This is a genomic window from Pseudomonas sp. LAM2023 (assembly GCF_016620375.1).
Lineage (GTDB): Bacteria > Pseudomonadota > Gammaproteobacteria > Pseudomonadales > Pseudomonadaceae > Aquipseudomonas > Aquipseudomonas anuradhapurensis.
The window spans coordinates 992331-1004799 of record NZ_JAENHV010000009.1; the positions used below are offsets into that span (position 1 = coordinate 992331).

Consider the following 12469-nt stretch of genomic DNA (forward strand, 5'->3'; position numbering starts at 1 on the left):
AGGCCACCCCTTCAACCCACGAGCAGTGCATGGACATCGATCAGGCCCGAACCTTTCTGGAAATCGTGCGTTGCGGCAGCCTGGTTGCCGCCGCCGAACGTCTGTTCGTGTCACAGACGGCAATTACCGCCCGTGTCCAGCGCCTCGAGCAGCAACTGGGTTGCCAGCTGTTCGTGCGCAGCCGCAACGGCGCCAGCCTGACCAGCGACGGCGAGGCTTTTGTCAGCTACGCCAACCAGCTGGTGCAAACCTGGGAAGCGGCGCGCCGCGACCTGCCGCTGCCGCAAGGCTGCCAGCAGGTGCTGCATGTAGGCGGTGAAGTGAGCCTGGGCAACCCGATGATGCTCGACTGGGTCAGTGCCCTGCACCAAGAGCTCCCCAGCCATGCCATCCGCAGCGAGGTGAGCGACGGCGAGTCGCTGCTGCGCAAGGTTGAAATGGGCCTGCTGGATGCCGCGCTGGTCTACCAGCCGACCTATGGCCCGGGGCTGCAGGTAGAGCAGTTGATGGAAGAAAAGCTGATCCGCGTGCGCCGGGTCGACCGCCCCGAGCCGTACATCTACATCGACTGGGGCGAAGCCTTCCGCCGCCAGCACGATGCCGCCCTGCCCGATTGCGCACGCCCGGCGCTGAGTTTCAACCTGGGGCCGCTGGCGTTGCAGTTCATTCTCGACCAGGGCGGCAGTGGCTACTTCCGCACCCGGGTCGTGCAAGCCTACCTGGACAGCGGGGTGTTCGAGCGGGTACCGCAAGCGCCGGAATTCACCTACCCGACCTATCTGGTGTACCCGCGCAAACGGGACAGCGAGGCCCTGCAACAAGCCTTCGCCATCCTGCGCCGGCTGGTAGCCGCCGGCGCCAGCGACTGGTCACAACGCTGGGACCCGCTGATCTGAAGCTTCGGTTCGGCTGAGCAACTGGCGCTTGAGGCCGGCGATCAGGTCGGTCTGGGTGATCACCCCCACCAGCTGGTCGGCTTCCAGCACCGGCAGGCAGTGCAGGCCCTGCTCGCACAGCAACGGCAGCAACCGCTCCAGCGGGTGCTGGCTGCTGACGCTGATGACCCGGCGGCTCATTATCTGCTCCATGCGCACCGCCTTGCGGCCGAACCAGCCGCGCCAACTGAAGCGGCCCCGCTGCATGGCCGGGCCGACCAGGTCGCTGAGGCTGACGATGCCCACCAGCTTGCCGTGCTGCAGCACCGGCAGGGTTTTCAGGTGATGGCTGGCCAGCATCTGCCAGGCCTGCTCCAGGGTGGTATCGGGCGAGGCGAACTGAACATCGCGGGACATGACCGAAGCGGCGGTGATGCCGCCGAGGCTGCGCTGCAGGGCGTGCTGTTCGGTGGCCAGGATGATGCGTTCCAGTTCGTCACGGGTGACGTCGACGAACTCGCCCAGTTCTTCCAGTGCCTGGTCCAGGTCTTCGCCACGGATGCCGACCCGCTCGCTGGGCAGCGGGTCATGGGTATGGTGCAGGTCCTTGCGCGGCGCGGCGCCTTTCGGGTAACGCACGCCGGTCAGGCGGTTGTAGAGGATCGCCACTGTGATCAGGATCAGCGCATTGAGCAGCACCGGCTCCAGAAGCCGATCGCCCATCGCGGTCAGCCCCGAGTCGGCCAGCACCGCGCTCAGCGCCACGCCGCCACCCGGTGGGTGCAGGCAGCGCAGCAGGCACATCACCAGGATCGAGACGCCCAGGGCAGCGGCGGCCACCCACAACTCCGCGCCGAAGCCCTGGCGCATGGCCAGGCCGACCGCACCGGCCACGGCGTAGCTGCCCAGCACCGGCCAGGGCTGGGCCAACGGGCCGGAATGCACGGCGAACACCAGCACCGCCGAAGCCGCCAGCGGGCCGAGCAGGTGCAAGGCGATGCCCGGGCCAAAGGCCATGCTGGTCAGCCAACCGGCGAGGAACAGGCCGAGCAATGCACCGATAGCGGCACGCAACCATTCTCTGGGGGGAATATTCAGCGGCGCAGGCAACAGCCGCTGCAGACGACTTTCGGAACGCGAGGCAGACATTTAGATAATCAGGATCTTTGGTTTTTCTGGTAGGAAAGAAAGCCCGGTACTGACGGCCGGTTTCGTGCAGGGGATTTTGCCGGGCAGGTTGAGGTTGGGCTAATTCAAAAAAATGCGGCTGTACTGCAATTTTTTTGCATTGGTGATATCACAGCCCATCGATTCGCCCCGTAGGAGCGGATTTTATCCGCGATGCAGGCGACGCGGTGGATGGCACCAGCTTTGCCGGTGATCGCGGCTGAAGCCGCTCCTACACGTTTCGCATCGATTCAAAGTCAGCGCTCTACCTGGGCCGGCAAGCCGCGCCGGCATTATCGAGCCTTGCGCGGCAGGTCGATGCTGACCCGCAGCCCACCCAACGGGCTCTCCAGCAGCGCCAGGCGCCCGCCCCAGGCTTCGATGATATCGCGCACGATGCCCAACCCCAGGCCATGCCCGTCAACCTGCTCGTCCAGCCGCGACCCGCGCTCCAGCACCTGTTGCCGCTGGCTGTCGGGGATGCCCGGGCCATCGTCATCGACCCACAACCGGTAGCCCTCGGCATCCACCGCAATGCCCAGGCGCACCTCGCTGTCAGCCCACTTGCAGGCATTGTCCAGCAGGTTGCCGAGCAATTCGAGGAAGTCCTCGCGGTCCCATGGCAGCAACAGCCCGGACGGTACATCGCTGGCCAGCAACAAGCCCTCACCATGAATCAGCCCCAGCGTCGCCAGCAGCCCCGGCAATTCGGCGTCACAGTCGAACTGCGCACCCGGCAGCGCGTCACCCGCCAACCTTGCCCGGTTCAGCTCGCGCGCCAGGCGTTGCTGGATCTGCTCCAGTTGCTCACGCATCTGCGCGCGAACCTCGGGCAATGCGTTCAACCGCTCGCTGGCGGCCAGGCTCAGCAGCACCGCCAGCGGCGTCTTCAGCGCATGGCCAAGGTTGCCCAATGCATTGCGCGAGCGGCGCAGGCTGTCTTCGGTATGCTGCAACAAATGGTTGATCTGCCCCACCAGTGGCGCCAGTTCGCTGGGCACCTCGGCATCCAGCTGCGAGCGCTGGCCCTGCTGCAACTGGGCGATCTGCTGACGCGCGCGCTCCAGCGGCCGCAGCGAGCGGGTCACGGTGATGCGTTGCAACACCAGCACCAGAACCAGTGCCACCAGGCCCATGCCCAGGCCGATCTGCTGCATGCGCCGGAAACCGTCGCGGACCGGCGAATAGTCCTGTGCCACGCTGATCGAGATGTCCTGCCCCAGGCGCCGGTAATCGGCGCGCAAGGCCAGCAATTGCTGACCTTCCGGCCCCAGTTGGTGGCTGTCGGAAAGACCCGGCGCAGCAGGTTTGGGCATGTCCAGGTCCCACAGCGAGCGAGAACGCCAGGTACCTTTATCGAAATCGATGCGGAAGTAGTAGCCGGAAAACGGCCGCTGGTAAGCCGCCGAGATACGCCGCTCATCCAGCTGCAGGCCGGAAGGCCCGCGCACCAGGGCGACCAGCAGGTTCTCGCTTTCCTTGCGCAGGCCGTTTTCCAGGTAACGCTGCAGGCCAGCCTCGAACAGCCACAGGGTCAGTTGCGCCAGCACCAGGCCAACCACCACCAGCACCGCCACCAGGCCCAGGCTAAGGCGCGCCTGGATCGACTTCACGCGCTGCTCCCGGCATAGATATAGCCTTGCCCGCGGCGAGTCTCGATGACGCTGCGGCCCAGCTTGCGCCGCAAGTGGTTGACGTGCACTTCCAGCACGTTGGAATCGCGCTCGGTCTCGCCGTCGTAAAGATGCTCGGCCAGGTGGCTCTTGGACAGGATCTGCTGCGGATGCAGCATGAAATAGCGCAGCAGGCGGAACTCGGCGGCGGTCAGCTGGATATCCACGCCGTCGCGGCTGACGCATTGGCGACTTTCGTCCAGGTGCAGGCCGGCCGCCTCCAGCGTCGGTTGGTTGGCCAGGCCACGGGCACGGCGCAGCAACGCCTGGATGCGCAATTGCAGCTCTTCGGGGTGAAACGGTTTGCTCAGGTAGTCATCGGCCCCGGCCTTCAGCCCTTCGATACGCTCGGCCCAGGAGCCGCGCGCGGTAAGGATCAACACCGGTGTGGCCAGGCCGGCAGCGCGCCACTGCGCCAGCACCTCAAGGCCCGGCAAGCCCGGCAAGCCCAGGTCGAGGATGATCAGGTCGTACGGTTCGCTCTGCCCCTGGTACACGGCATCACGCCCATCGGCCAGCCAGTCGACAGCGTAGCCCTGGCGTTGCAGTGCGCTGGTCAGTTCATCGGCCAGCGGCACGTTATCTTCGACTAGCAACAGGCGCATTCAGTCGTCTTCCTCATCCTTGAGCAGCGTGCCGGTGCTGGCATCGAGCTTGACCTCGCGCACCACACCTTCAACCGTCAGCAACTCGACTTCATAGGCATAGCGATCGTCATCCTCTTCCAGTTCGGCCTCCAGCAGGCGTGCCCCGGGGTGACGCCCCAGGGCAGTTTCCAGCAGATGCTCGAGTGGCAGGATGACCCCCTTCTGGCGCAATTCCAGGGCTTCGTCCTGGTCAAGGTCGCGGGCCATGGCCAGCGAACAAGCGGCCAGCAGCACCAGCGCGAGGTAGCGTGCCGACCGCGGTAGGTGAATCATCAGTTGTCCCGCTCGTCCTTGAGGACTTCACCGGTCTTGGCATCCAGATCGACATCCCACTCGACATTCTGGCTGTCGCGCAGCTCGACCTTGTAGATGTAGCGACCGTATTCGTCTTCCAGCTCGGAGTCGGTGACCGTGGCGCCCGGGTGCTTGGCCACGGCAGCGGCCTTGAGTTCGTCCAGCGACTTGATGGTCTTGGCGTTGACCAGTTTGACCACTTCGTCGGGCTGCACGTCCTTGGCGAAGGCGGCGTTGGCGCCGAACGCGAGGGCGGCGGCGGTGAACAGGGCAGTCAAGGTTTTCATCGTTCTTCTCTCCTGAGAACTGTACAAGTTGTCTACGGGGTTAAGATTACCCAGCGGTCCTTAATTCAACCTGAAAACAACTGCCGGCATGATAGCGCAGGTCAATGGGCCAGCGGCTTGCTGACCTGCACAGATACCTCGCAGCGTCCCTATAATGCCCAGTCACCGCCCAAGAGACCCGTCATGAGCGCCATCCACGTCAAGTACCCCGCCCTCACCTTCAAGGCCGGCCAGCGTGCCATGCGGCAGATCCGCGAGCGCGGCTTGCAGGCGGCCGATGTCGGTGTGCTGCCGGGCGCGGCGGGTGGGCCGAAGCCGCTGGGCATCCAGGGCCTGGACCTGGCACTGTTCGGTGAATGGCTGCCGTCGGCGCCCCGGCAGCGTGCCCTGATCGGCGCTTCGATCGGTGCCTGGCGCTTCGCCAGTGCCTGCCTTGACGACCCGGTCGCAGGCATCCGCCGCCTGGGCGAACTGTATACCGAGCAGGATTTTGCCAAGGGCGTCACGCCCTCCGAGATCAGCCGCAGCTGCCAACGCATGCTCGATGACCTGTTGCAAGGCCGCGACAGCGAGCTGCTGGCCAACCCGCACTATCGCCTGAACATCCTGGTGGTCAAGAGCCATGGGCATCTTGCCCACGACCATCGCGCGCGCCTGGGCCTTGGCCTGGGTTCGGTGGTTGCCAGCAACCTGCTTGGCCGTGCGCGCCTGGCCCGTCACTTCGAACGCATCATCCTCCACGATGGCCGCGCCACGCCGCCGCTCGACGCGCTCACCGATTTCCCCTCGCGCTGCCTGCCGCTGGACCTGGCCAACCTGCGCCATGCCCTGCTCGCCTCGGGCTCCATCCCCATGGTCATGGAGGGTGTGAAAGACATCCCCGGCGCCGGTGCCGGCACCTACCGCGACGGCGGCCTGCTCGATTACCACCTCGACCTGCCCTACCGCGGCGACGATTTGGTGCTGTACCCGCACTTCACCGACAAGGTCGTGCCTGGCTGGTTCGACAAGGCCCTGCCCTGGCGCAGGGGCGATGCCACGCGCCTGCAGAACGTGCTGCTGATGACGCCCTCGGCGCAATACCTGGCCGCTCTGCCCTACGGCAAGCTGCCTGACCGTAACGACTTCAAGCGCTTCATGGGTGATGCGCCAAGCCGTAAACGCTACTGGTACAAGGCCATTGCCGAAAGCCAGCGGCTGGGCGACGAGTTGCTGGAGTTGCTCGCCACCGGGCGGTTGCATGATCAGCTGCAAGCCTTGTAGCGGCCATGCTGGTAGACTGGGCGCATTATCGATTCACACAGAGTCATGCCAGCGTGGAAATTTTCAAAGAGTTCACATTCGAATCGGCGCACCGCCTGCCCAACGTCCCTGCCGGGCACAAATGCGGCCGCCTGCACGGCCACTCGTTCAAGGTCGGCCTGCACCTGACCGGCCCGCTCGACCCGCACACCGGCTGGATCCGCGACTTTGCCGAGGTGAAGGCGATCTTCAAGCCGATCTACGATCAGCTGGATCACAACTACCTGAACGACATCCCGGGGCTTGAGAACCCTACCAGCGAAGTCATCGCCAAATGGATCTGGGACCAGGTAAAGCCGCTGATGCCTGAACTGTCCAAGGTGCGCATTCATGAAACCTGCACCAGCGGCTGTGAATATACCGGCGACTGAAGCGTCGTGAATGCCGGCCCTACGCACTCATCGCAGAGGCCGGCGGCCACGCTCAGACCTCACCGTGCTGGTGGGGAAAGCTCAGGATTTCCATCGCGACGCGCCCGGCGTCACCTTTGTTGGTATTGAAAAACAGCGCGCCTTCACTTGCGTAACGCCGGAGGTTTCCACCATTTGGCGTCGACAGCAGCACGTTGAAGCGGCGCTCACCTTCCTGCATTTCCGGCGCCAGGCCATCGATCGTCCATAACCGGGCGGAAGCGGGCTTGCGCAGGGCGCCTTGCGCTTCATCGGTTTCCCAGATGCCCACATAGCCCGACCAAGCGTTCGAATCCAGTGCCCAGCGGGCAATGTTCCATTTCCGGTCAGCAGGCCGGATCTCGTAATACAGGCGCTTGCCCGGCCCTGCACTGCCCTTGGTATAGGCACCGAACCAGAACAGTTCGAAGTAGCGCTGGCTCGGTGAAAGGTAATCGATCGGGTCAAGGCGTTTTTCCAGCACGCCGTTTCCCTCGCTCTGCAGATAGTGATCCCAGTGGCCTCGATTGCCCCGGCTCCCGGTTTCTACCCACATCGCGGATAACCGGTGTTTCTGATCGACCCATGCCTGCGGCTCGATGCGCTGCGCCGAAGCTTGCCACCAGCAGCGGGCCAGGAACGTTTCCCGGGAGTTAAATAGGTATTCGCTCATGCTGACGCTCCCCGCCAGTTCAAAGAGCCTCTACGCTATGAACCCGGGCCTTCGCAAGCCAGAGGGAAGCTACTCACCCAAGGCCTTGTGCAGGAAGGCCGGCGCGATGTAACGCTGGTAATGCGCTTCGGACAAGAGGAAAAATTCGCGATCGATGGCATCACGCAGCTGCGGCAGCTCCCAGTCGCGGAACTCCGGCAGCAGCACCATGCCGTAAGCCTCCAGGTCGCGAATCATCCGGGCCCCGCGGGCAATCAGCTGGTACGCCCAGCAATACTCGGACTGCTGCTCGACAAAGCGGATGGAGCGCTGCTCCAGTTGCTGGCGCAGCAGGGCTTTGTCGAATACTTCCAGCTTGGCCATCATCACCTGCACCAGCAGTTGCTCCAAGCGCAGCCACACCGCACGCTTTTGCGCATCGTCGTAGCCGTTCCAGTGGATCACTTCATGGTGAAACCGCTTGCAGCCACGGCATACCGTGTCGCCATACACCGTTGAGCAAAGGCCGACACAAGGGGTCTTGATGGACTTGTTGGACATGAAAAACAACAGCTTGGCGGTGGAACACAGGCCCATGTTAGCCCTTTGTCTAACCAGGGTCACTCGTTAAAGTCGTCTTCGCCGCCTTACCTTCGGGCTTTTTTTGCCGTAGAATCATCCGGCCTTTTCAAAGGCAACAATGTCCGTTGGAAGCTGTTTTCAAAGCGTCACGAGCACAGTTCATCCGGTAGAACGGCGTTGGCCCGGGCCATGCATCCCTCGCATGCCCGTGCCAGCCCTCATCAGCTTTCCGTTCTGCAGGCGTAAAACTTTGAAAGCAGCTTCTGTAAGGATTCCTTGCGACTCTGGCTGGGCGGCCCACAAAGCCGTGGCAGCGCATGGGTGCATTGAATGCTGGATGAGCGTCCCGGACCCCCTTTAGGGACCACTGATGAGGGAAATAACTGTGCTTGAAGCCTACCGCAAACACATCGAAGAGCGTGCCGCCCTGGGTATCGTGCCCCAGCCGCTGAACGCCGAACAAACTGCAGGCCTGGTCGAGCTGCTGAAAAACCCGCCGGCCGGCGAAGAAGCCTTCCTCGTAGACCTGATCACCCACCGCGTACCACCAGGGGTCGACGAAGCCGCCTACGTCAAGGCAGCCTTCCTGTCCGCCATCGCCAAGGGCGAAGCCAAGTCGCCACTGATCGACCGCAAGCACGCCACCGAACTGCTGGGCACCATGCAGGGCGGCTACAACATCGAAACGCTGGTTGCGCTGCTGGATGACGCCGAACTGGGCGCCGTCGCGGGCGAACAGCTCAAGCACACCCTGCTGATGTTCGACGCCTTCCACGACGTGGCCGAAAAGGCCAAGGCCGGCAACGTTCACGCCAAGGCCGTGCTGGAATCCTGGGCTGCCGGCGAGTGGTTCACCTCGCGTCCGGCGATCGCCGACAAGTACACCCTGACCGTGTTCAAGGTGCCTGGCGAAACCAACACCGACGACCTGTCGCCTGCCCCGGACGCCTGGTCGCGCCCTGACATCCCGCTGCACGCCCTGGCCATGCTGAAAATGGCCCGTGACGGCATCGAGCCGCAGCAGCCTGGCTCGGTCGGCCCGCTGGCGCAGATCGAAGCGGTCAAGGCCAAGGGCTTCCCGGTTGCCTACGTCGGTGACGTGGTCGGTACCGGCTCCTCGCGTAAATCGGCTACCAACTCGGTGCTGTGGTTCTTCGGCGACGACATCCCGTACGTACCGAACAAACGCGCCGGTGGCTTCTGCTTCGGCACCAAGATCGCCCCGATCTTCTACAACACCATGGAAGACGCTGGCGCCCTGCCGATCGAATTCGACTGCACCAACCTGGCCATGGGCGACGTCATCGACGTTTACCCGTTCAAGGGCGAAGTGCGCCGTCACGGCAGCGACGAACTGGTCACCACCTTCCAGCTGAAGACCGAAGTGCTGCTGGATGAAGTCCGCGCTGGCGGCCGTATCCCGCTGATCGTCGGCCGTGGCCTGACCGAAAAGGCTCGCGCCGAACTGGGCCTGGGCGCTTCCGACCTGTTCAAGAAGCCGGAGCAGCCTGCCGATTCGGGCAAAGGCTACACCCTGGCGCAGAAGATGGTCGGTCGTGCCTGCGGCCTGCCGGAAGGCAAGGGCGTGCGCCCAGGTACCTACTGCGAGCCGAAGATGACCACCGTCGGTTCCCAGGACACCACTGGCCCGATGACCCGCGACGAGCTGAAAGACCTGGCGTGCCTGGGCTTCTCCGCTGATCTGGTGATGCAGTCGTTCTGCCACACCGCGGCCTATCCGAAGCCGATCGACGTCACCACCCACCACACCCTGCCAGACTTCATCCGCACCCGTGGCGGCGTGTCGCTGCGCCCGGGCGACGGCATCATCCACAGCTGGCTGAACCGCATGCTGATGCCTGACACCGTGGGTACCGGTGGCGACTCGCACACCCGCTTCCCGATCGGCATCTCGTTCCCGGCCGGTTCCGGCCTGGTGGCCTTCGCCGCCGCCACCGGCGTCATGCCGCTGGACATGCCGGAATCCGTCCTGGTGCGCTTCAAGGGCAAACTGCAGCCAGGCATCACCCTGCGTGACCTGGTCCATGCCATCCCTTACTACGCCATCCAGAAGGGCCTGCTGACCGTCGAGAAGAAAGGCAAGAAGAACATCTTCTCCGGCCGCATCCTCGAGATCGAAGGCCTGAACGAGCTGACCGTCGAGCAAGCCTTCGAGCTGTCCGACGCCTCGGCCGAGCGTTCCGCTGCCGGTTGCACCATCAAGCTGCCGGAAAAGGCCATTGCCGAGTACCTGCAGTCCAACATCACCCTGCTGCGCTGGATGATCGGCGAAGGCTACGGCGATGCCCGCACCCTGGAGCGCCGTGCCCAGGCCATGGAAGCCTGGCTGGCCAAGCCTGAGCTGCTGTCGGCCGACGCCGATGCCGAATACGCTGAAATCATCGAAATCGACCTGGCCGACGTCAAGGAGCCTGTGCTCTGCGCGCCGAACGACCCGGACGATGCCCGCCTGCTGTCTTCGGTACAGGGCGAGAAGATCGACGAAGTGTTCATCGGTTCGTGCATGACCAACATCGGTCACTTCCGCGCCGCCGGCAAGCTGCTGGACAAGGTCAAGGGCGGTATCCCGACCCGCCTGTGGCTGGCTCCGCCAACCAAGATGGACGCTCACCAGCTGACCGAAGAAGGCTACTACGGCATCTACGGCAAGGCCGGTGCACGCATGGAAATGCCAGGCTGCTCGCTGTGCATGGGTAACCAGGCACGCGTACAGACTGGTTCGACCGTGGTGTCCACCTCGACCCGTAACTTCCCGAACCGCCTGGGCGACGCTACCAACGTGTACCTGGCATCGGCCGAACTGGCTGCTGTCGCTTCGATCATCGGCAAGCTGCCGACCGTCGAAGAGTACATGCAGTACGCGAAAGACATCGACAGCATGGCTGCCGACGTCTACCGCTACCTGAGCTTCGACCAGATCGCCGAGTTCCGCGAAGCGGCAGCCAACGCCAAGATCCCGGTGGTTCAGGCGTAAGCTGAGCGGCAAGTTGTAAGCTGCAAGCTACAAGAACAAGCCCCGGCAGAAATGCCGGGGCTTTTTTGTGGCTCTGTGCTGGCCTTGCCGGTCTCTCAGATCACAAACAGGTCCACGAACCGATGCACTGCCATCCCCTCCAGCGCCTGCTGGTTCTTGCATACCGCCAGAATCTCTTCACAGCGCTGCCGGGCGAACCTCGTCGCCAGGTTGGCCCTGAATTTCGCCTCCAGCAACGGTATGCCCTCCGCCCGCCGGCGCCGATGACCGATCGGGTACTCCACCACTACCTGCTCGGTACTGCTGCCATCCTTGAAGAACACCTGCAGCGCGTTGGCAATCGAGCGCTTGTCCGGTTCCAGGTATTCGCGGCTGAAGCGAGGATCTTCGATCACCTCCATTTTCTCGCGCAGGCGGTCGATGCTTGGATGGTTGGCGTGAAAGGCGTCTTCATATTGTTCGGCCACTAGATGCCCGAAAATCAAGGGCACCGCCACCATGTACTGCAAACAATGGTCGCGGTCGGCGGCGTTGGCCAGCGGGCCGCTCTTTGAAATGATGCGGATTGCCGACTCCTGAGTGGTGATGACAATGCGGTCAACCTCGTGCAGGCGATTGCGCACCCGCGGGTGCAGGCTGACTGCCGCCTCGCAGGCAGTCTGGGCATGGAACTCGGCAGGGAAACTGACCTTGAACAGCACGTTCTCCATCACATAGCTACCCAGGGCCTGCGGCACGCGCAGCGCCTGCTGCTCGGCGGGCTTGAGTGCCAGGTCCTTGTTGGTGTGGCTGAACAGTACGTCGTAGAAACCCCATTGGGGTGCAGTGAGCACACTTGGCACGCCCATTTCGCCACGCAGGGCGATATCGGCCAGGCGCACACCACGGCTGGAAGCATCGCCGGCAGCCCAGGATTTGCGCGAACCGGCGTTGGGCGCGTGGCGGTAGGTGCGCAGTGCCTGGCCGTCGACGAAGGCGTGGGACAAGGCACTGAGCATCTGCTCACGGTTGGCGCCCATCAGCCTTGCGCACACTGCGGTGGACGCCACCTTGACCAATATCACGTGGTCGAGACCAACCCGATTGAAGGCGTTTTCCAGCGCCAGCACACCCTGGATCTCATGGGCCATGACCATGGTCTCCAGCACATCGCGCATCAGCAGCGGTGTTTCACCGGCGGCTACACGCTTTTGCGACAGATGGTCGGCAACCGCCAGGATGCCACCCAGGTTATCCGAGGGGTGCGCCCATTCGGCGGCCAGCCAGGTATCGTTATAGTCCAGCCAGCGTACCGTGCAGCCGATGTCCCAGGCCGCCTTGACTGGGTCGAGGCGGTAGCTGGTACCTGGGACACGGGCGCCATTGGGCACCACGGTGCCCTCCACCAGCGGGCCGAGTAGTTTGCTGCACTCGGGGAAGCGCAAGGCCAGCAGGCCGCAGCCGAGGGTGTCCATCAGGCAGTTGCGGGCGGTGTCCAGGGCTTCAGGTGATTCGACCCGGTAGCCGAGCGCGTAGTCGGCGAGGGTTTGCAGCACCTGGTCATAATCCGGGCGGTCATTGAGGTCTACGTTGGCGCTCATATGCAGCTCCCTTCAAAAGTGCCGGG

The 12469-nt window shown here is 63.7% G+C and carries 12 protein-coding genes; 4 read left to right on the forward strand and 8 right to left on the reverse strand.

The genetic code is table 11. The annotated features are described in order from the left end of the window. Positions 1 to 29: 29 nt before the first annotated feature. Positions 30 to 896 (forward strand): LysR family transcriptional regulator, encoded by an 867-nt coding sequence (locus JKP78_RS04635; protein ID WP_170029243.1) that lies wholly within the window; start codon positions 30 to 32, stop codon positions 894 to 896. On the opposite strand, the gene JKP78_RS04640 is transcribed toward JKP78_RS04635, so the two are convergent. The 5 genes from JKP78_RS04640 to JKP78_RS04660 all read right to left on the reverse strand — a co-directional run bounded on the left by JKP78_RS04640 (position 870) and on the right by JKP78_RS04660 (position 4943). Next, positions 870 to 2024 (reverse strand): HPP family protein, encoded by a 1155-nt coding sequence (locus JKP78_RS04640; RefSeq protein ID WP_186684479.1) that lies wholly within the window; start codon positions 2022 to 2024, stop codon positions 870 to 872. The two genes, JKP78_RS04635 and JKP78_RS04640, sit on opposite strands and share 27 nt — an antisense overlap. 311 nt (positions 2025 to 2335) lie before the next feature. After that, a complete protein-coding gene (locus JKP78_RS04645) occupies positions 2336 to 3655 on the reverse strand; it encodes an ATP-binding protein (RefSeq protein ID WP_170029241.1) in 1320 nt (439 codons plus the stop codon). Further along, positions 3652 to 4320: a response regulator transcription factor gene (locus tag JKP78_RS04650; protein ID WP_186684478.1), complete on the reverse strand. Its 669-nt coding sequence runs from the start codon at positions 4318 to 4320 to the stop codon at positions 3652 to 3654. The genes JKP78_RS04645 and JKP78_RS04650 overlap by 4 nt, the downstream gene beginning before the upstream one ends. Continuing rightward, positions 4321 to 4635, reverse strand: a complete 315-nt coding sequence (locus JKP78_RS04655; RefSeq protein WP_186684477.1) for a PepSY domain-containing protein — start codon at positions 4633 to 4635, stop codon at positions 4321 to 4323. Continuing rightward, positions 4635 to 4943 carry a PepSY domain-containing protein gene (locus JKP78_RS04660; RefSeq protein WP_170029238.1) on the reverse strand — a complete coding sequence of 103 codons (309 nt, stop codon included), beginning with the start codon at positions 4941 to 4943 and terminating at the stop codon, positions 4635 to 4637. Before JKP78_RS04660 ends, JKP78_RS04655 begins: the two co-directional genes overlap by 1 nt. A 183-nt stretch (positions 4944 to 5126) precedes the next feature. Here JKP78_RS04660 and JKP78_RS04665 point away from each other — a divergent pair, with 183 nt between their 5' ends. Both JKP78_RS04665 and queD read left to right on the forward strand, forming a co-directional pair. Then, a complete protein-coding gene (locus JKP78_RS04665; RefSeq protein ID WP_200626134.1) occupies positions 5127 to 6206 on the forward strand; it encodes a patatin-like phospholipase family protein in 1080 nt (359 codons plus the stop codon). 53 nt (positions 6207 to 6259) lie between these two features. Then, positions 6260 to 6616 carry a 6-carboxytetrahydropterin synthase QueD gene (gene queD / locus JKP78_RS04670; protein ID WP_170029236.1) on the forward strand — a complete coding sequence of 119 codons (357 nt, stop codon included), beginning with the start codon at positions 6260 to 6262 and terminating at the stop codon, positions 6614 to 6616. Positions 6617 to 6668: 52 nt separating this feature from the next. Here queD and JKP78_RS04675 read toward each other — a convergent pair whose 3' ends face one another. After that, positions 6669 to 7307: a hypothetical protein gene (locus tag JKP78_RS04675; RefSeq protein WP_186684476.1), complete on the reverse strand. Its 639-nt coding sequence runs from the start codon at positions 7305 to 7307 to the stop codon at positions 6669 to 6671. 69 nt (positions 7308 to 7376) lie between these two features. Continuing rightward, the gene (locus JKP78_RS04680) at positions 7377 to 7847 is read right to left on the reverse strand and encodes a DUF1289 domain-containing protein (protein ID WP_170029234.1); all 471 of its coding nucleotides are present in this window, start codon (positions 7845 to 7847) and stop codon (positions 7377 to 7379) included. 406 nt (positions 7848 to 8253) lie between these two features. Here JKP78_RS04680 and acnB point away from each other — a divergent pair, with 406 nt between their 5' ends. Further along, the gene (acnB, locus tag JKP78_RS04685) at positions 8254 to 10863 is read left to right on the forward strand and encodes a bifunctional aconitate hydratase 2/2-methylisocitrate dehydratase (protein ID WP_170034114.1); all 2610 of its coding nucleotides are present in this window, start codon (positions 8254 to 8256) and stop codon (positions 10861 to 10863) included. Positions 10864 to 10958: 95 nt separating this feature from the next. Here acnB and prpD read toward each other — a convergent pair whose 3' ends face one another. After that, on the reverse strand, positions 10959 to 12443 hold the full coding sequence (gene prpD, locus JKP78_RS04690) for a 2-methylcitrate dehydratase (protein ID WP_200626135.1): 1485 nt from the start codon (positions 12441 to 12443) through the stop codon (positions 10959 to 10961). Positions 12444 to 12469 lie beyond the last annotated feature (26 nt).